Below are 20,264 nucleotides of genomic sequence, written 5' to 3'. Positions count from 1 at the left end.
ATTTATATGTTAACACAAAAGTGACTTTGGTGGATACCTGGTTATTATATCGTTAGGCGGGTCTACAGGAAAATGTATATTTAGGAGGTTGCATTTTCTTGTGATAAAGCGTGTTTATTCTGTAACCTAAAGAAGAAACTGCCTGCTGAAAACTACCTACTGCAAACCGATAACAAGGGCGTTACCTCCGGCCGGGCTATACGCTCATACTACACAGGCTTTAATCACAGGCCGGTATCCGCTACTATCCCTAACGCAGTTGTCAGAATCAGAATTTTCAAAATTTAAGAATTAACAGAATATTTGTCTGAACCGGAATTTATGATTTGCCGGAATGCTCAGCAAATTCAATAAATTCCAATAATTCGTTTAATTCGAGTTCAGACAAAAATCCAGGCCCTCCAAAAAAATCCGTCAAATTCCGGTTCGGACAAAAATCCGAAATCGAAAATCTCAAATCCGAAATTACTCCCTGAACTCCCCCTCACTCTTCGCAATCACAATAGTAGCCACGCCATTACCTATCACGTTGGTAATAGCCCGCGCTTCTGACATAAACCTGTCAACGCCGATCAATATCGCCAAACCCTCAACCGGGATTATTTTGATGGCGGTAAGCGTACTGGTGAGTACAATAAAGCCACTGCCGGTAACACCTGCTGCTCCTTTTGAGGTGATCATCAGTATCCCGATTATGGTTAGCTCCTGACCCAAAGAAAGTGGAATATTAAACACCTGCGCCAAAAATATCACGCACATGGACAGGTAAATAGTAGTACCATCCAAATTAAAAGAATAACCTGTAGGGATCACCAGGCCCACCACCGATTTGGAGCACCCAAACTTTTCCATCTTCTCCATCATGGCCGGTAATGCCGACTCGGACGAGGATGTGCCCAGCACAATCAATATCTCCTGCCTGATGTACTTGAGATACTCCCAAAGACTGAATTTGAACAGCCTGCAAATGATATTCAATATCACAAAAATAAACAGGAACATTGTCAGGTAAACCGAGCCCATCAGCAGGGCCAACGGCTTAAGTGTTTGTATGCCGTATTTACTCACCGTAAAAGCCATTCCTGCGAAAGCACCAATCGGGGCTACCTTCATCACTATTTTCATGATGTTGAAAAATACTTTGGAGAGCTTGTCAAACAGTTGGATTACGGTTTGCCCGGTTTCACCCATCTTACTCAGGCCAAAACCAAATAATATGGCAAAAAACAGAATCTGCAAAATATCACCTTTGGCAAAAGCGTCAAACATATTTGAAGGGACTATATGCGCTATAAAATCGCCCCAATGCATTTCGGCGGCAGCTTTTTCGTATACCGCTAATTTGGTGGTGTCCATTTTGGCGGCATGGTTTTCAAACCCGGCACCTGGCTTGATGATATTGGCCACCGTTACGCCTATGATAAGCGCGAAGGTGGTCACAATCTCAAAATAAAGCAATGCCTTACCGCCTACCCTGCCAACCTTTTTCATATCGCTCATACCGGCAATACCCAGTACAATAGTTAAAAATATGATAGGCGCAATCAGCATGGTAATAAGACTGATAAATGTCTTGCTGATCAGATCGGCAGTGGGTGCAAAACCTTTGACATAAAGACCGGCAACAACCCCAAGGGCGATAGCTATAAGTACCTGGAAAGTTAAGTTTGATAAGAGGCGTTTCATGGTTTATCTCCCGACAACCTAAAGGGGTAGCTACGGGTTAGTGCAGCAATATAGCAAGTTAATTTTCGCCCACAAAAAAGCCCCGTACCGAAAAACCGGCACAGGGCATGAACTTATTTGGCTGAAAGGTTTTTTTTATTAAGCCGGTGTTGATGTACCGGTTAACAAATCAACTAAGAATGTTTTGTTAAGGAAGGTGAGTTTAGCTTTGTGGTTACCCAGAAATGTAATGGTACCGCTGTAATCCCAGCCTCCACCATTTGTTTTACCTTCCGAATGGAAGGTTGCAGTACCGCTGGTGATATCAAAGTTATCATCACCGTGTATATAAAGTTTGCTGAACACATAAGTGTTGTGAACCCTGCTGAAAGTTTTGTACCTCGGGTATTCATTATCGGCATAGGCTTTCATAGGGCCTTCCATCGAGAAATTGGAATTATTGGTGTTAACGCCCCTTACCTTGTATTTTTGAACGATGTTATACACGTAAGAGAAACCAGGCCCACTGCCTACGGTATTTAACGAATCAATTGAATCATAACCAACAGTTTTGTCATTCTCGCATACAAAGTAGTATTGAACGCCGCCGGTTTTAGTTGCCTTTAAGGTATCACCCTGGTTAAATACATAGTTCAGGGCGGTATCTACATAAAAACCGCAACTATAGGTACTTTGTACTTTAACTTTAGATGATGAATTAATTGAAGGGGCAACGCCATCTTTAACGCTGGAACCACCAAATGAACCTGCTAATGATTTGGCAAGGTTATCTGCAATTGCCGAGCTGGCTACGTTATCGCTTGCTTTTACATTTGAAGTATCGGGTTTTACAGCTCCTGATTTAGTACAGGCAGAATAAAGGACAGCCACACCTGCCAGGAAAGGGAGTAAGCCGCGTAGATTTAATTTCATAAATGTGATATAAGATTTAAGTTTAGAGCCTTTTCGCTCTATTTTGGCAACAAGCATACCATTGCCAAAATAACTTTTGCAAAACCTTATATTTTATGCTTTCACATTGATTATCTGACAGAAGCGAAAATAAACTTAACCTGTAAGCCATTACATTGCCACAAGATAAAATCTCCAACACTCCAAATTCCCCGCTTTGAGGAACAGAAACGGGCAATAAATTCCCCAGTTGAAATGAAAAATAAAAACTATGCCACTTTATTTATAAAAACGTTTTTTAATAACTATTGAAAACCGCAGCACATAAAAAAGCCCTGCGTTCTGTTAAAGAAGCAGGGCTTTTTCTATTTTTTCCAGGATTAATTTACTTCACCGGTCATCAGGTCGGCGGTATAAACTGTACCCTCGATAGTGATCTTGGCTTTATGGCCGCCTAAAAAGGTTATAGTTCCTTTATAGTTCCAGGTATTTTTGCCGATATTTCCTTTACTTGCGAAAGTGGCGCTACCGCTTAAAATAAAATCAGGGTCTTTAGTAGGGTCAACAACAATTGATTTAAAGTTGTAATTAAATGTACCCTCAACATTTGGATTATCGGTTGTTGGCTTGGTATAATCAACCTTAGCGTAATAATTCACCGGACCATCAAACGAATATTGCGCATGTGCAACACCTGGGTTAAGGCTTCTCAGCGTCAGGTTTTCGCCCATTTTTAAAAGCAATTTATATTCGCCGCTTACCATAGTCATGTTTAAGCTGTCGTTAGCCGTAACACCTGATGGAATGCCGTTGGTACAGGTAAGCTCATACTTAACCTTGGCCCAGATATCAAGTTTAGAGGTATCACTTTCATCTAAATTAAGCGAAATGGTAGTATCTTTTTTAGCGCCACACTCCGGTTTTGGATCAACCGATTGTACTTTGATCTTCCCTTTTTTGTTCAGGGATAGGTTGGTTGGCATACTTAAACCGTTCTTAAAATCAAAGCCGCCATTTTCGGGATTAAAAATACCAACAAGGCTTTGTGCAATTTGCACACTGGCCTCTTTTTTACTTACGGTACTTTGATTAGCAGGCACCATATTAAGCTTATGGCACGAGGTGTAAATAGCAATAATGCCGGCAAGCAGCAATACTATAATTTTGTAGTTGTGTTTCATGTTTAGGATTTTACGGGTGCAAATTTAACTTATTATCAATTAATTAAAGAAATTTTGAAAATATTTAAGGGTAGAAGGGTTATAATCTCGTTTACATCCGCTTGTACGAAATGGCAGTGCAAAAGGTTAGCCAATGTTACGGGCTTCACAATCGCGGGGAAATTCTTTAAAAAACGTAGTTGACTGCAACTAATCCATTAATAACTACTAAACTAATAGGGAAATGCTTAATTTCGCAACCTCATACGCGTAAAAAATCAAATGGACTACCAATTTAAAGAGATAGAGCAAAAATGGCAGCAGTTTTGGGCACAAAACCAAACCTTCAAAGCCGAAGACAAAAGCAGCAAACCCAAGTATTATGTGCTGGATATGTTCCCTTACCCATCAGGGGCTGGTCTACACGTTGGGCACCCGCTGGGCTATATCGCTTCAGATATTTTTGCACGCTACAAACGTTTAAAAGGCTTTAACGTGTTGCACCCTATGGGTTATGATAGCTTTGGCTTACCTGCCGAGCAATACGCTATTCAAACCGGTCAGCACCCTGCCATAACTACCGAAGATAATATTGCTACCTACCGTCGCCAGCTTGACCAGATCGGCTTTTCGTTCGATTGGAGCCGCGAGGTACGTACCAGCTCGCCCGACTATTATAAATGGACCCAGTGGATCTTTATGCAGTTGTTTAACAGCTGGTATAATAAAGATGCAGACAAAGCCCAGTCAATTGATAAACTGGTTGCGCATTTTGAAACTAAAGGCTCTGCAGGCATCAATGCCGTTTGTGATGATGAAATTTTAAGTTTTACTGCCGGTGAATGGAAAGCGTTCAGCAACCAGCAACAGCAGGACGAACTGTTAAAATATCGCCTTACCTACCTGCGCGAAAGCACCGTAAACTGGTGCCCGGCCCTTGGTACCGTATTGGCAAACGACGAGGTAAAAGACGGCTTTAGCGAGCGCGGCGGCTACCCTGTTGAGCAAAAGAAAATGACCCAATGGAGCATGCGCATTACCGCCTATGCCGAAAGGTTATTGCAAGGCCTGGACACTATTGACTGGCCGGAACCTTTGAAAGAAATGCAAAGGAACTGGATTGGTAAAAGTACCGGAGCAAGTGTTAAATTCCCGATAGACAAATCTGGTCATAACGCCGCTTTGGATACCGATTTCATCGAAGTATTTACAACAAGGGTTGATACTATTTTCGGTGTTACTTTCCTGGTAATTGCCCCTGAGCATGAACTGGTAGCTTCATTGACAACTCCTGAGCAAAAGGCAGATATTGAAGCTTACATCGCGCAAACCAAAAAGAAATCGGAACTGGACAGGATGGCTGATGCCAAGACTGTATCTGGCGCGTTTACCGGCAGCTATGTGCTTAATCCACTGAACGGTCAGCAAATTCCTATCTGGATTGCTGATTACGTATTGGCTGGTTACGGAACCGGAGCAGTTATGGCAGTACCATCGGGCGATCAGCGTGATTTCCTGTTTGCAAAGCATTTTAATTTGCCGGTAGTACAAATCCTCGATATTCAAAACATCGAAACTGAGGCAGATCCAACCAAAGAAGGAGCCTACGTCAATTCTGATTTTATCAACGGCCTGGCCTACAAAGAAGCGACTACTGCCGTAGTTGCCAAACTGGAAGGGATCAACGCAGGTAAAGCCAAAGTGAACTTCAGGATGCGCGATGCCATTTTCGGTCGTCAACGTTATTGGGGCGAGCCGGTGCCGGTTTACTTTAAAGATGGCTTGCCATATTTAATTGACGAAAGTCACTTGCCATTGTTGCTACCTGAAATTGATAAATACCTCCCAACCGAAACCGGCGAACCACCACTGGGCCGCGCCGAAGATTGGAAATATGAGGGCGGTTTGGCTTACGAGCTAAGCACCATGCCGGGCTGGGCCGGTTCAAGCTGGTACTGGTACCGTTATATGGACGCCCAAAACGATAAAGAGTTTGCATCGCGCGAGGCTATTGAATACTGGAAAGACGTTGACCTTTACATCGGTGGCAGCGAACATGCTACAGGTCACCTGTTGTACAGCCGTTTCTGGAATAAATTTTTGAAAGATCTTGACCTTGTTGTTGAAGAAGAGCCTTTCAAAAAATTGATTAACCAGGGCATGATCCAGGGCCGCAGTAACTTTGTTTACAGGCTGATTGATGAGGAAGGCAAAGGTACCAACACCTATGTATCGCACGGATTGATCAAAGAACATAAAACTACGCCAATACACGTTGACGTTAACATCGTTGAAAACGAAGTACTAAACATTGCTAAGTTTAAACAATGGCGACCTGAGTTTGCCGATGCGGAATTCATCCTGGAAAATGGCAAATATATCTGTGGTGTTGAGGTCGAAAAAATGTCGAAGAGGTATTACAACGTTGTAAACCCTGATGATATAGCAACCCGTTTTGGTGCCGATACTTTGCGTATGTATGAGATGTTCTTAGGTCCGCTGGAGCAGAGCAAACCTTGGAATACCAATGGCATCGAGGGCGTGTTCAAATTCTTGCGCAAATTCTGGAGGTTATTTCATAATGATGCCTGGGAATTTGGCGTAAGCGATGCAGCCCCGTCAAAAGCCGAGTTCAAATCATTACATAAGATCATTAAAAAGGTTGAGGAAGATATTGAGCGCTTCTCGTTCAACACTTCAGTTTCAAGCTTTATGATCGCTGTTAATGAATTAACCGATCTGAAATGCAACAACCGCGCTATTTTGCAGGATATGGTGATCATTCTTTCATCGTACGCCCCACACATTTGCGAGGAACTATGGTCGTTGTTAGGTAATGCCGATGGTACTTTATCATACGCGCCGTTCCCTAAATTCAATGCAGAGTATTTGGTTGAAGACGAGTTTGCTTACCCGATCTCTATCAATGGCAAAATGAAAATGAACCTGAGCATCTCGTTAAGCCTTGATGCTAAAGAAATAGAAGCAACCGTTTTAGCTAACGCCGATGTACAAAAATACCTGGATGGCAAAACCCCTAAAAAACTGATTGTGGTTAAAGGCCGCATTGTTAATATGGTGGTTTAGCATCCGCCGACTGGCGGAGGCACTTTAAAATTTAAGCCTCGGTATTGTACAGCAATACCGGGGCTTTTTATTTCCTATCTCGTCGTCCCGAACTTGTTTCGGGATCTCATAGGACAGGTCACCGGCATGCACGCGCAGACTTAGCCTGTGGGGTGCTGAAACAAGTTCAGCATGACAAGAGGAGATGCTTTCATCACTTCTTATACAACTCCACCCTTCTGCCATCCGGGTCAACAACAACTGCCATGAAACCAAAATCGGTTTCTGACGGCGCGGATGCAAACGGCACTCCGGACTTTTCTAATAATTCAATCGCCCCATCAAAATCATCCAGCTCAAAACCTAAGCGAAGGTTTTTATCTGCCTCTGTTTGACTTTTAGTAAGCAGATATATCTCAATCACCGTTCCATCGATGGTAGTCGAATAATGATACGGGGAATTACCATGCTGGTGGTAATCAAAACTAAAGCCCAGCAACTTATAAAAATCAACCAACTTCTGCATATCGGCAGTTCTTATAACCAGTAATTTCAGTTTCATCGTTTTAATTCTTCTTTCTCTTCGGCAATTTAACCAACCCTGTTCTGTACAGATCAATTGCCTCATTCAAAATTAACCGGATGGTATCAACAGGCAAATCCTCCTCCGGATTAAAAATCATGATCTTGATCCGGGCGCGATCTTCAAATGTCAAATCGGGATGGTGCAGGTGCTTACCCTCAACCATACCTAAAAACGGCCACTGCTTTTTGGTATGGACCCACAGGTAGCAAAACATTTTGCCTTTATAATAAAAGAAAGGCATATTGTATTTCCACTCGGCGGTAATATCCGCATCAAACGACAGAATGATATCACGTAAGGCCAACAGGCAGCTCCGGTTGGGTTCTTCTTTGGTGAGGTAGAAGTGATCGATTGGGGTGAGCGTGGTCATATGGTTTAAAGGTAACTGTTGATACTTACAACATAATAAACTTTCGAAAATCAATTTTATTTAACCATGTCATTGCGAGGAACGAAGCAATCGCATACCATACATGGCGGAAATGCTTCCGTGCGATTGCTTCGTGCCTCGCAATGACATATATATTCCCTACTATTAATTTGACATTCCCCTATCCCACCTTCAATTGCAAAATCCCTATCTTTGCGGCAACATAAATTACCCATCTATGCTTAAAGGATTTTTTAATGTTCCGGCACCGGTGAATGAGCCCGTCTTAAATTACGGTCCGCGGAGTTTGGAGCGTGTGGCGCTTAAAGCAGCTCTTGAAGCTGGTCGTGCCCAACAAATCGATATACCTATGTACATTGGCGGCAAAGAAGTACGTACCAACACCAAGTTGGAGATCCGTCCGCCGCATGATCATAAACATTTATTGGCTACCTTCAGCGAAGGTGACGCGAGCCATGTTACTGCTGCTATTGACGCTGCCCTTACAGCCAAAGCCGACTGGGAAAACCTGGCCTGGGAACACCGCGCCGCCATATTCCTGAAAGCTGCGGAGCTCATCGCCGGACCATACCGCGCCGAGATCAATGCTTCTACCATGCTTGGTCAGTCAAAAAACGCGTACCAGGCCGAAATTGATTCGGCTTGTGAGTTGATCGACTTTCTGCGTTTCAACGTAGAATACATGACCGAGATCTACAAACAACAACCGCCTGTATCAGGCAAAGGTGTTTGGAACCGTGTGGAGCAACGCCCGCTGGAAGGTTTCGTGTTCGCGCTTACGCCTTTTAACTTTACCGCTATTGCAGGCAACCTGCCTGCATCAGCTGCCATGATGGGCAACGTAGTAGTTTGGAAACCTGCTTACCCGCAGATCTACGCCGCTAACGTGATCATGAAGATCTTTAAAGAAGCCGGCGTACCTGATGGTGTTATCAACCTGATTTATGTTGATGGCCCTGTTGCAGGCGAGGTGATCTTTAACCACCCTGATTTTGCAGGTATCCACTTCACAGGTTCAACCAAAGTATTCCAGAACATCTGGCAAACTATCGGTACCAATATCCACAAATACAAAACCTACCCACGCATTGTAGGCGAAACCGGCGGTAAGGACTTTGTACTTGCCCACCCAAGCGCCAATGCCGAAGTGGTAAGCACTGCACTTGTTCGTGGCGCGTTTGAATACCAGGGACAAAAATGTTCTGCTGCTTCAAGGGCGTATATCCCGGCTTCATTATGGCCTGCGGTAAAAGAAAACATGCAGCGCGATATTACATCGTTTAAAATAGGTCCGGTAGAGGATTTTGAAAACTTTGTAAATGCCGTTATCACCGAAGTATCGTTTGATAAACTGGCTAAATACATTGATGCTGCCAAAACCGACGAGGGCGTTGAAATTGTTGCCGGCGGTAACTATGATAAAACCCAAGGCTGGTTTATTGAGCCAACTGTATTGAAAGTTGAAGACCCGTATTACGTAACCATGTGCGAGGAGCTTTTTGGCCCGGTACTAACTATTTACGTTTACGAAGACGATAAATTTGATGAGATCCTTGACGTTGTAGATAAAACATCGATCTACGCGCTTACAGGCTCAATTATCTCCCAAGACAGGTATGCTATCGAGAAAGCTACTACCCGTTTACGTAACGCGGCTGGTAACTTTTATATTAATGATAAACCTACAGGAGCAGTAGTTGGTCAGCAGCCATTTGGCGGCGCAAGGGGATCAGGCACTAATGATAAAGCCGGATCAATGATCAACCTGTTACGTTGGGTGTCACCTCGTACCATCAAAGAAACCTTTGATCCGCCAAAAGATTACAGGTATCCGTTTTTGGCTAAGGAAGTGTAGTTGATAATAGAATCAGGAAGTCAAGATTCAGGAAGCAAGAATGAGCTTCCTTGAATCGATGACCTCAAATAAAAACGTCATTGCGAGGCACGAAGCAATCCCCGATCTACAGAGCTGGTCTGTATAGTTTGGGATTGCTTCGTACCTCGCAATGACGTTTTATGTATATTAGTCCTTCTGTCTTGTTTCTTGACTCTTGACTTCTTGAATCTAACGACTATTTAAATTTAAACACGGCATCCATTTTCTCGTTGCTGGATGTACTTACCTTCATATCGTTGATAACACCGGTGCTGAGGCTATAAACCCAACCGTGTACAGAAAGGTCCTGGCCGTTTTTCCAGGCGTTTTGTACTATGGATGTTTTGCAAAGGTTGTTTACGTTTTCTATTACGTTCAGCTCAACCAGGCGGTTACTGCGCTCTGTTTCATCAGTAATGGCGTCAAGCTCATCGGCATGTAAACGGTAAACGTCTTTAATGTGGCGCAGCCAGTTATCAATCAGGCCAAACTGGTTGTTACCCATAGCAGCATTAACGCCACCACAACCGTAATGACCGGTAACAATCACGTGTTTTACTTTCAATACATTCACGGCATAGTCAAGCACGCTCAACATGTTCATATCCGAGTGGATAACCATGTTGGCAATGTTACGGTGCACAAAAATCTCGCCCGGAGCGGTATTGGTGATCTGGTTGGCAGGTACACGACTATCGGCGCAGCCAATCCATAATACCGGCGGTTTTTGACCGTTAGCAAGCTTGTCAAAATATTCAGGATCTTCGGCTAAAGCGCCTTCAATAAACTTTTTGTTTCCTTCCAGTAAACCTTCGTAGGTGATGTGACTGGTGTCATGAATTTGAGAACTCATAATTTTTTAAGATTGATGTTTTAAGATGCGGTTTGGCGTTTGCCCGATGCAAACATACGGCTTAGTTTATGCAATGCAAGCGGCGAAACGTCATAATACATGATGGTGAGCAAAATAACCGGGATAAAATAAAAAATGGCAAACTCGTAAAGGTTAAATAAATAACCGCCCGCCAGTCCGCCAAACAGGTAAAAGCCAAGTACAGTAAACCTGACCAATATTTTATTACCTGCTGTTTCGGTGTTCTTTGTACGGGGATGAAACCACTCGGCAACCTCACTGCCCAGGTCGGTAAACAAACCGGTTAAATGACTGGATTTGATCAACCCGCCCGAAATGTTAGAAACCAGACTATTCTGTAATCCCATCGAAAACAACGTGGCGCTAATCACAATCTCGCGTTCCAGTTGCGTTTCCTGGTAAAAGTTATGACCATATATAGCTACCGCCAGCAAAATAATGGCCTCAACTATCATTGGCGTAGAATTGGCCTTCCAGCGGCTTTTATCTTCAAACGAACGGATAATAAAACTGGATACAAAAGCACCGGCGAAGAACATCATGAGCCAAACCACAAAAATGATCATCTGGTGGTAGTTTTGCTCAACAATGTGCTTGGCCAGGTTGGCTACGTGCCCCGTAATGTTTGAGGTGAAGGCCAGAAAAGCCAGCATTCCCGCCACATTAGTAACCCCGGCCACAAACGCGGTTGACGAAGCCAGCATCAGGTTTTCTTTCAGCGTACGTTGTTCTTTTACAGCTTTAAGCATAAATGTTTCGCGGCAGAGGTTTCGTTTAAAATTACAAAAAACTTAACCACGTTTATACTTGCTTGTTTGATGTTGCGGATAATACTTTAAACAGATTGGGAATACTTTTTTTTCAACTCCCCTCTTGAGAGGGGGAGCTATAGGAAAGAGCGGTGGCAGGGGTGTGTTTCGTCGGCAAGTCATTAACCTCATTACGAAACACACCCCTCCCCCCTCTCAAGAGGGGAATCGCGCGATCCCAACCTTTTTTACGCTGCCATCCATTAATTTAAAGAATATCTTAGCCGAAGACACAAAAAAATCCCGGCCACTTCCTAAGTACCGGGATCAACTTAACAATCAAACCTCCCTTCGCCCCTTACAGCGTCGGAAGCCCTAATCAAATTATATTTTAGTGTGCAGCCACCTCATCCGTAGCAAACTCGTACACATAGCCTAAATTATGCGGGCTGCTACTGGTAACCTGCTGGTCTTTAACCAGGCCGCTGGCCAGGTCAATTACCCAACCGTGTACTTCAAGGTCATGACGTTCTTTCCACGCGTTTTGAATAATAGTGGTTTTGCACAGGTTATAAACCTGCTCGCTCACATTCAGTTCAACCAGGCGTTTAACGCGGTCGGCTTCGTCAGCAATAGCGTCAAGCTCTTTGGCGTGTAAACGGTAAACATCTTTAATGTGGCGCAGCCAGTTATCAATCAAACCAAACTGTTTGTTGCTCATAGCGGCAGCAACACCACCACATCCGTAGTGGCCGGCTACAATAACGTGTTTTACCTTAAGCACATTCACGGCATAGTCAAGCACGCTCAGCATGTTCATGTCCGAGTGTACACATACGTTGGCAATGTTGCGGTGTACAAACACCTCGCCCGGTTTGGTACCGGTTACCTCGTTTGCAGGCACACGGCTGTCAGAGCAGCCTATCCACAGCACTTCGGGGCTTTGACCTTTGGCCAGAGTGGTGAAAAACTCGCTGTCTTCGGCCAGTTTGCGCTCAACCCAGGCAGCGTTATTTTTAATTAAAGTGTTATAGCTGTTTGCCTGGGCCAGTTTAATATTGTTGATATCTATTACGGCTTTGCCGTTTGTATTTTCTTGTGTTGACATTGTCTTTTAAATTTAGTTGGGGTTATAAACCATTTCTTTCAAAGGAGGTACATCGTACTTCTCTTTTACTTCGTTCAATTGCACTATGATGCCCTTTGTATAGGCATTGTGCTTATAATTGTGGATGATCTCCAGCACATCAGGATCAATATACCTTGAGCTTGATCCGTCAATCACCACTTCGGCGCCTTGCGGTAAGCTGGTAAGCGTTACCTGTATGGCAGCCTTATTCAGGAAGGATACTTCCTCGGCAAGCTTAATCCTGATAACTTTTTTGCTGCCGTTTTTCTCCAGGTGATAGAAATAAGGGTTACGCAGGTTAGTACGAAGAATATAAAAGATCCCTACCAGCATACCTATGCCCACACCAATAAGCAAATCGGTCATAACAACGGCTACAATGGTAACTACGAAAGGGATAAACTGGCTCAAGCCTTGATGCCACATGTGCTTGAAAAGGCTTATACGAGCCAGTTTATACCCAGTCATCAGCAGGATCGCTGCCAGACACGACAGCGGGATATGGTTAATTAAAGACGGTATTGCCAATAATGCAACCAATAAGAATATACCATGTATGATAGCGCTCATTTTAGTACGCGCACCGGCATTTACGTTTGCCGATGAACGAACGATAACCGCGGTCATGGGTAAGCCGCCAAGCATACCGCTCACTATATTGCCCGCACCTTGAGCAAGTAGTTCGCGGTTGGTTGGCGATATGCGTTTAATAGGATCTATTTTATCTACAGCTTCAAGGCTTAACAAGGTTTCCAGGCTGGCCACAATGGCAATAGTGACAGCTGTTATCCAAACCTGTTTGTTGCCTATCTGGCTAAAATCCGGCGATTTAAACAGCCCGAAAAACTCGGCGCTGCTGTTTACCAGCGGAATACGTACAAACTGCTTATCAAGCAAGGCAAGGCCTGTTCCCGAAAAGGCAAGACTTAAGCCTATGCCGGCCAGTACTACCAATAAAGGAGCAGGAACTACGGCCAACTTTTTAAACTTCGGCCAGTAGATCATAAATGCCAAAGAAACCAGTGCTATGATCACCGCGCCGTAATTGATGCGGGCAAAGGCCCGCGTTATACCCGAAAAAGTATTATGGTCGTCAACCTGGCTAAAGCCTTCATCACCTTCAAAATCGGCATCATAGCCAACCGCGTGCGGAAACTGCTTCATGATTAAAATGATCCCGATGGCCGCAAGCATTCCCTCAATAACTGATGACGGGAAGTAATTGGCGATAGTGCCGGCTTTGATTATACCCAGTATAATCTGGAAAGCACCGGCAATCACCAGGGCCAGCAAAAAGGTTTCGTAAGCACCTAATGATGTAATTCCGTTAAGTACAATTACTGTTAAACCAGCCGCCGGACCGGCAACGCTCAATTGCGAGCCGCTAAGCGTACCCACCACTATCCCGCCAATAATACCTGTTAACAGGCCGGCAAAAAGTGGCGCGCCCGATGCCAGCGCTATACCTAAACACAGCGGCAATGCCACCAGGAATACTACAAGACTTGACGGAATGTCCCTTTTTAAGTTTTTGGACAAAAAATATTTTTTCAGGTTGAGATTGCCCATAGCAGACTCACCTTGCTTGATTTGCATAAGAATGAAAGATTGAGTAAAATTTTAAAATGAATTATAAAGCATTGCTATCCGGATAGGGAAGTATCCGGTTAAATTCATCTTATGCGTTTGGCGGGGGCGTAGGGACTACAGGGTGATATACCTGTTTATATAATGCGTTTTCCTGGTTATGGAGAACCTTGGATTCGGTAATGAAAGTAATGAAGTTGATGGCGTGGAAATCATACGCATCGAAGGTCTTTTTCTCCTTCATCAAGTCTTTTTCCGGGCTGTCCTTTTCAGTTTTGCTTTCCTGCTCTAACTGAAGGATCACCGCGCTTACAGTTTTGTTATCAAGACATGAAAACAAGGGAGCAAGCGAAATGCCCATCTTTATTACAAAGACGGTCATGAACAGCGCCACTACCCATATTTTATTATTCCTGATCTTCATCAACACAAATATATAAAAATCCGTTGTTAAACCATCGGCTTAAACAAGCAAAAGCTATTCTTACAATACAATTACCGTTTTTTAACAATTATTAACACATGCAAAAAACTAACGCTTTATGACATAGACGCTAAAAACGAAGCCCTGTTACAAATTAAGAATCTTTTTTCCGGCATAGGTGTTGAGCTACCGCCAATGTCATTAGGTTAAGAGATTGACAGGGAGCACCAGAGGTGCAAAACGTTTGTAGCAGTAAGATATACCAGATTTTTAGTGTGCATAGATACACAACTCCGGTGTTCCGTACCTATGGCACGGTTCTTTTTGGGTATATTATTGCTACAAACCTTTACCCCCTCTGGGGGATTTCCCTTAACTTAATGACATTGAGCTATCGCCAGAGCAGAGGTTGCTGTTCACACAGTAAAATATCTTATTTGTTTACTTTTGGGCTTTCATTTACCAAATTCGAAATCGAACATCCGAAATTAAAAATGTCAGAAATATCTATAGAGCAAATTCGCCCGGAACTTACCTGGCGATTAAGACAGCGTGTATTATATCCCGAAAGCAAACTTTACGAAATGGAAATGGAGGAGGATAACCATGGCTACCACTTTGCCGCGTTTAAGGATAACAATATTATAGCAGTAATATCTCTTTTTGATAAAGGTACAGATTGGCAGTTCCGGAAATTTGCTGTTGACGAAACCATGCAGAATATGGGGATAGGCCGCCTGGTATTACAACATATAACCGACTTTGCCACAACCAACGGCGGCACCCGCTTGTGGTGCAATGCAAGGCTGTCTGCCATTAACTTTTATCTTAAAGCAGGCTTTAGCCATACCGGCAATCTCTTTTCAAAAAACGGTTTTGATTACGAGATCCTCGAAAAAACGCTTACTCCTGCTCAAGAGACGGAATAATGGCGTTTGCCCGAAAATTTTGTTGCTTTTCGTTTGATAATTTCGCCGCTTTAAGGGCTTCTTCGATATCGCCCTGCGCCTCATACAATACGGCAAGGTCATAGGCCGCATGGCTGGCCAGTTTGGGGTCGGGCCCCTCAATAATGGGGTTCAATATTTTAAAAGCTTCATGATACCGCTTCGCGACCATGTGGTTAATAGCTGCTTTCAGGCTGTCGTTATCGGCATAAAGCGGCCGCTGGTTAGTTAAGGTAGATGGCAGATAATCCTTAATAGCGTCGATAGCCGCGTTCCCTGCCGATTGGCTTATGGCCTGCCCATTTCCCTTTACCGTAGGATGCACTATCAAAGCTGCCAATATACCGTAATAACGGCTCTCCGAATGATAATCTTTTGCTTTACCTCTCAATATCTTAAAGTAATTGCCATTGCTTTCATACAGCGTAAATTTCACGTTAACCACCGTAGTATATACTTCCGTGGAATCAACAAGCTCCATGGGTATATCAGCACTTAGCGAATCAAGGGTTAAAACGTAATTGGCACCGTACTTTTCGGCAAGCTTTTTTACCGGTGTAGTATCTGCAGATAAATTGGCAGAATCGGCAAGTACGGTTGTTTGGATATGCGGCAGCATATCAAGTTGTTTGGCGGCCATTGCAATAGCGCTGTAAGAGCCGCCCTTTAACACATTGCGTTTACGCTTATTTTTATTCGCTACCGAATCAACCGTAAACCGGTTTACTACTACAACTTTGATTTCGTCATGTCCCAGTTCCAGTTTAGGGGCATAATTAACCGGCACGGTAAGTTGATAATCGACACTGCAGGATGCCAAACCCAGGGCGGCAAGCGCACAAATGATTAATAAAGTTTTCAAGGTATTTGTAATAAGGTTGGTTTAGGTTTGGGCGCTTTATTCTTTCATCAAATCAACAATAATGGCTTTAGCATAATCATTAGGTTGTTTTTGATTGGATACTTTGGCCACATCAAGCGCGGCTTCAATATCACCCTGGGCTTCATACACTACCGCGAGGTTGTAAGCAGCCCTGCTGGCAAGTTTCAGGTCGGGCCCATCAATAAGGGGGTTCAGGATCTGGAACGCCTTATCAAACTTTCCGGCTTTGATCAGCTCGACCGAACTGCTTAACTGATCGCCGTTGGCATAAAGCGGCCTGTCGTGATAATCTGTATATGGTAAATAATCCTTAAGTGCATCTAAAGCCGAAGTTCTGATGGCATCAAACAAAGGCCCACCATGGGCAAGCAGGCTTGAGGCGCTTCCATAAGCATTATTATCATAGATCTCGCCTTCGCCATTTAGCTTTTTAGAGTAAAGGCCGTTTGCTTCGTAAAGGGTGAAGCTGGTAGTGATAACCGTTGCACGGTAAACAGATGGCACACCGTTATAATTGTCTTGTTTCCATTTTGTTTCACCTTTAAAATCCTCAAAAGCCAGCACATAAGCAGCTTTGTATTTTTTAGCCAAAAACTTAACAGAATCGGTATTGGCGGTAAAATTAACCGAATCTACCAGTCTAACTACTTTTACACCCGGCAGAGCGTGCAATTGAATGGCAGCATTATTAATAGCGGTATAAGCAGCGGCTTTAAACGTAGCCAATACACGCTTGCCCCGGTTACGGGTCGAATCGGGCATATAATGATTAACAACCACTATAGTTGTCCTTCCCCTGCTAAAATTCAGTTTCGGAGCATAATCAACCGGAACATTTACATATTGAGGAACACTGCACGCGGCTAAAAAGCAAGCAGCAAATAAGATACAAGTAAGCCTGAATAGTTTCACTTTATTAAAAATTAAATATCGCGGAAAGGTATAACATAAGCATGAAAGCATTATGAAATAACCGGTCATTTTTGTATCAAAACAAACCAGCGTCTTTATTGTGACTAAATATTTTCAAAAACGTTTAATGTCAATCGTACATATTTAATACTCAGTTTATATCCGTCTTAATTTTAGCGCAATGTCACGAGCTTTATTATATTTGCTGTATTACACTTAGTTTGACATCAATCCGACATGGCTAAAAAGAAATCTGACGCCCCACAGCATACTTCTGTTGTAAATGAAACTTCACTCGCGTTTTTCGAAAAATATATTAACAACCCCTCGCCTACCGGCTTTGAATGGAAAGGCCAGGAGCTTTGGCTCGAATACCTGAAACCTTATATCGATACACATTATGTTGATAACTACGGCACAGCGGTTGGTATCATTAACCCTAAGGCCGATTATAAAGTAGTTATTGAAGCCCATGCCGATGAAATTTCATGGTTTGTAAACTACATTACCAACGATGGTTTAATATATGTTATCCGTAACGGTGGTTCAGATCATCAGATAGCTCCTTCAAAGCGTGTAAACATCCATACTGATAATGGCGTAGTTAAAGCCGTTTTCGGCTGGCCGGCTATCCATACCCGCCTGGGTGGCGATAAAGAAGAGGCCCCAACACTAAAAAACATCTTTTTAGATTGCGGGTGTACTTCAAAAGAAGAGGTTGAAAAACTGGGCATCCACGTAGGTTGTGTGATTACCTATGAGGATGAGTTTATGGTGCTTAACGACCGCTATTATGTCGGCCGCGGGCTTGATAACCGTGCAGGCGGCTTCATGATTGCCGAAGTAGCCCGTTTGCTAAAAGAAAACAATGTAAAACTACCTTTTGGTTTATATATAGTTAATGCAGTACAGGAAGAGATTGGTTTACGTGGCGCCGAAATGATTGCCCATAAAATTAAACCTAATGTGGCTATCGTTACCGATGTTACGCATGATACGCAAACGCCAATGATCAATAAAATTACCCAGGGCGATTTGGCCTGTGGTAAAGGCCCGGTAGTATCATACGCCCCTGCTGTACAAAACAACCTGAATAAATTATTGATTGAAAGCGCCCAAAAAGCAGGCATCCCATTCCAGCGCCAGGCTTCATCACGTTCAACAGGTACCGATACCGATGCTTTTGCGTATTCAAATGACGGCGTACCATCGGCATTGATCTCATTGCCTTTACGTTATATGCATACCACTGTAGAGATGATCCACAAAGAAGATGTTGACAATGTGATCCGTTTAATATACGAATCGCTGTTAAACATACAGGCAGGCCAGGATTTCAGGTATATCAAATAACAAAAACTTAATATAACCCGTAAAACAATTCGGGCTAATATTTATTTCTCTCATAAAAAATTAAAACGCAACCCAAATATTAAAAATCCCCAAGAATCTACTATGAAGCCAACTTTATTGATACTCGCGGCAGGTATGGCAAGCCGTTACGGAAGCATGAAGCAAGTTGACGGTTTTGGCCCTAATGGCGAAACCATTATTGATTATTCAATATACGACGCCATTAAAGCCGGCTTTGGTAAAGTAACCTTTATCATCCGCGAAGAGTTTGCCGATAGCTTTAAAGCTATTTTTGAGCCTAAACTGGCTGGCCGTGTTGAAACAGATTATGTATTTCAAAGTTTTGACCTTAAACCATTTGGTATTGATAAACAAATAGAACGCGCTAAACCATGGGGAACTGCCCATGCGGTACTTGCAGCGCGTAACCAGGTTAACGAGCCTTTTTGTGTAATTAATGCTGATGATTATTATGGTTACGATGCATTTGAAAAAATGGCCAAATTCTTAACCACCGAAGTTAAAGACGATCTGTATTCGCTGGTAGGATACCAGATTGACCGTACCCTTTCTGATTACGGTTCGGTATCACGCGGTGTATGTAAAGTTGATGATGCCGGTAACATGGTTGAAATTAACGAGCGTACCGAAGTTTATTTTAAAGAAGATGGCAGCGTAGCTTATAAAGACGCAACCGGCGAGCACCCGCTTCCTAACGATACCCGCGTATCAATGAACTTCTGGGGCTTTACTCCAGCTATCTTTAAACAAAGCGAGCAAATGTTTGTAGACTTTGTTGCCGCTAACGAAAACAACCCTAAATCAGAGTTCTTTATCCCGTTGGCTGCCGATAAATTGATTAAAGATGGTACAGCTGCATTTAAAGTGATCCCTACAGGTTCAAAATGGTTCGGTGTTACTTACAAAGAAGATAAGCCTATTGTTCAAAAAAGCATTTCTGATCTTGTAGCTAACGGTGTTTATCCTCAAAAACTTTGGGACTAAATATTTTTGATTCTTAAAACAAAAGCTCCCGTCGGATAACCGAACGGGAGCTTTTTTATTGATATGCTTAATTAAAAATTAGTCCTGGTAAATAAAGAATGTTTTTTGATCGTTTTCTTCGTATACGTGCAGGTTTTTCTTAACTACCTGGTTGCCTGTTTTAACTTCCATAGTATAATCGCCATCTTCAAGTTCGGTTAAAACATAACCTCTTTCAACATCAGTTTTGGTTGATACTACATCTTTCAGCAACAACTCGTTATGTTTACCATAAACACGTACAAATGAACGGCCGGCATCTGATTTCGCGATAGTTAATTTAACACCGCGATCGTGGTCAAGTGCGCGGAAAGATACTACCTCTTTAGCTTTTGGGGTTACATCGGCTGCTTTAGCGGCTGTAGTTGCAAAAACACCTGTAGTTAATAAGAAGAATAATGCTGATAATTTTATTGAAGTTTTCATGATTTTGAGCTTTTAAGTATGTTAAATATTTTGTGTTTGTTATTTTCAATGATCAAATGAACAACATTAATTTTAACTGCTAAAAAGTGTTATACCAGCGCTTTATAAATATAGACCAATCACAAAAAGCAATCGGCAAACGCTTAAAACGCATTAATTATCAATATTTTACGAGTTGGTCGAAAATTACGGGGAGTTGATCGGTCGAAAACGCTTCTTTGTCGTTTAGAGGCATGAAATAAAAATTTCTGTGCAACGTTTTCAAAAATCAGATTTTACA

Annotated in this window: 18 protein-coding genes; 5 read left to right on the top strand and 13 right to left on the bottom strand. The window is 42.9% G+C overall.

The annotated features are described in order from the left end of the window. Nucleotides 1-465: 465 nt before the first annotated feature. The 3 genes from dctA to DEO27_RS30080 form a co-directional block, all read right to left on the bottom strand. Nucleotides 466-1,686, bottom strand: a complete 1,221-nt coding sequence (gene dctA / locus DEO27_RS30090; protein WP_112574481.1) for a C4-dicarboxylate transporter DctA — start codon at nt 1,684-1,686, stop codon at nt 466-468. 138 nt (nt 1,687-1,824) lie between these two features. Next, nucleotides 1,825-2,598, bottom strand: coding sequence for a hypothetical protein (locus tag DEO27_RS30085; RefSeq protein WP_146750098.1), 774 nt, complete (start codon nt 2,596-2,598; stop codon nt 1,825-1,827). Between the two features lie 359 nt (nt 2,599-2,957). Beyond that, the gene (locus tag DEO27_RS30080) at nt 2,958-3,758 is read right to left on the bottom strand and encodes a hypothetical protein (protein ID WP_112574483.1); all 801 of its coding nucleotides are present in this window, start codon (nt 3,756-3,758) and stop codon (nt 2,958-2,960) included. A gap of 261 nt (nt 3,759-4,019) precedes the next feature. On the opposite strand from DEO27_RS30080, the gene leuS reads away from it, so the two are divergent. Then, nucleotides 4,020-6,824, top strand: a complete 2,805-nt coding sequence (leuS, locus tag DEO27_RS30075; protein WP_112574484.1) for a leucine--tRNA ligase — start codon at nt 4,020-4,022, stop codon at nt 6,822-6,824. A 193-nt stretch (nt 6,825-7,017) separates the two neighbouring features. On the opposite strand, the gene DEO27_RS30070 is transcribed toward leuS, so the two are convergent. After that, nucleotides 7,018-7,365, bottom strand: a complete 348-nt coding sequence (locus DEO27_RS30070) for a VOC family protein (protein ID WP_112574485.1) — start codon at nt 7,363-7,365, stop codon at nt 7,018-7,020. Nucleotides 7,366-7,369: 4 nt separating this feature from the next. Then, nucleotides 7,370-7,759, bottom strand: coding sequence for a DUF1801 domain-containing protein (locus tag DEO27_RS30065; RefSeq protein WP_112574486.1), 390 nt, complete (start codon nt 7,757-7,759; stop codon nt 7,370-7,372). 238 nt (nt 7,760-7,997) lie between these two features. Here DEO27_RS30065 and pruA point away from each other — a divergent pair, with 238 nt between their 5' ends. After that, nucleotides 7,998-9,635: an L-glutamate gamma-semialdehyde dehydrogenase gene (pruA, locus tag DEO27_RS30060; protein WP_112574487.1), complete on the top strand. Its 1,638-nt coding sequence runs from the start codon at nt 7,998-8,000 to the stop codon at nt 9,633-9,635. Nucleotides 9,636-9,852: 217 nt separating this feature from the next. Here the strand turns inward: pruA and can (DEO27_RS30055) are convergent, their stop codons facing one another. From can (DEO27_RS30055) to DEO27_RS30035, 5 genes are all read right to left on the bottom strand, one after another. Further along, nucleotides 9,853-10,509, bottom strand: coding sequence for a carbonate dehydratase (gene can / locus DEO27_RS30055; RefSeq protein ID WP_091216057.1), 657 nt, complete (start codon nt 10,507-10,509; stop codon nt 9,853-9,855). Between the two features lie 20 nt (nt 10,510-10,529). Further along, nucleotides 10,530-11,279: a YoaK family protein gene (locus tag DEO27_RS30050; protein WP_112574488.1), complete on the bottom strand. Its 750-nt coding sequence runs from the start codon at nt 11,277-11,279 to the stop codon at nt 10,530-10,532. A 391-nt stretch (nt 11,280-11,670) separates the two neighbouring features. After that, nucleotides 11,671-12,387: a carbonate dehydratase gene (gene can / locus DEO27_RS30045; RefSeq protein WP_112574489.1), complete on the bottom strand. Its 717-nt coding sequence runs from the start codon at nt 12,385-12,387 to the stop codon at nt 11,671-11,673. A 12-nt stretch (nt 12,388-12,399) separates the two neighbouring features. Next, nucleotides 12,400-14,004 (bottom strand): SulP family inorganic anion transporter, encoded by a 1,605-nt coding sequence (locus tag DEO27_RS30040; protein WP_410505359.1) that lies wholly within the window; start codon nt 14,002-14,004, stop codon nt 12,400-12,402. Nucleotides 14,005-14,086: 82 nt separating this feature from the next. Then, a complete protein-coding gene (locus DEO27_RS30035; protein ID WP_112574490.1) occupies nt 14,087-14,419 on the bottom strand; it encodes a hypothetical protein in 333 nt (110 codons plus the stop codon). A 494-nt stretch (nt 14,420-14,913) separates the two neighbouring features. Here DEO27_RS30035 and DEO27_RS30030 point away from each other — a divergent pair, with 494 nt between their 5' ends. After that, a complete protein-coding gene (locus DEO27_RS30030; RefSeq protein WP_112574560.1) occupies nt 14,914-15,348 on the top strand; it encodes a GNAT family N-acetyltransferase in 435 nt (144 codons plus the stop codon). Here the strand turns inward: DEO27_RS30030 and DEO27_RS30025 are convergent. Both DEO27_RS30025 and DEO27_RS30020 read right to left on the bottom strand, forming a co-directional pair. Then, on the bottom strand, nt 15,323-16,228 hold the full coding sequence (locus DEO27_RS30025; protein ID WP_112574491.1) for a DUF6340 family protein: 906 nt from the start codon (nt 16,226-16,228) through the stop codon (nt 15,323-15,325). The genes DEO27_RS30030 and DEO27_RS30025 overlap by 26 nt on opposite strands. A 36-nt stretch (nt 16,229-16,264) precedes the next feature. After that, complete coding sequence (locus DEO27_RS30020) at nt 16,265-17,161, bottom strand: DUF6340 family protein (protein ID WP_146750099.1); 897 nt, start codon at nt 17,159-17,161, stop codon at nt 16,265-16,267. A gap of 237 nt (nt 17,162-17,398) precedes the next feature. On the opposite strand from DEO27_RS30020, the gene DEO27_RS30015 reads away from it, so the two are divergent. Then, nucleotides 17,399-18,514: a M42 family metallopeptidase gene (locus tag DEO27_RS30015; RefSeq protein WP_112574493.1), complete on the top strand. Its 1,116-nt coding sequence runs from the start codon at nt 17,399-17,401 to the stop codon at nt 18,512-18,514. Nucleotides 18,515-18,616: 102 nt separating this feature from the next. Further along, nucleotides 18,617-19,519, top strand: coding sequence for an NDP-sugar synthase (locus DEO27_RS30010; protein ID WP_112574494.1), 903 nt, complete (start codon nt 18,617-18,619; stop codon nt 19,517-19,519). Between the two features lie 78 nt (nt 19,520-19,597). Here the strand turns inward: DEO27_RS30010 and DEO27_RS30005 are convergent, their stop codons facing one another. After that, complete coding sequence (locus tag DEO27_RS30005; RefSeq protein ID WP_112574495.1) at nt 19,598-19,984, bottom strand: hypothetical protein; 387 nt, start codon at nt 19,982-19,984, stop codon at nt 19,598-19,600. Between the last annotated feature and the right edge of the window lie 280 nt (nt 19,985-20,264).

The sequence above is a fragment of the Mucilaginibacter rubeus genome, assembly GCF_003286415.2.
Classification (GTDB): domain Bacteria; phylum Bacteroidota; class Bacteroidia; order Sphingobacteriales; family Sphingobacteriaceae; genus Mucilaginibacter; species Mucilaginibacter rubeus_A.
Note: the sequence above shows the minus strand (reverse complement) of the source record. Positions and strands in the feature narration are given on the sequence as shown.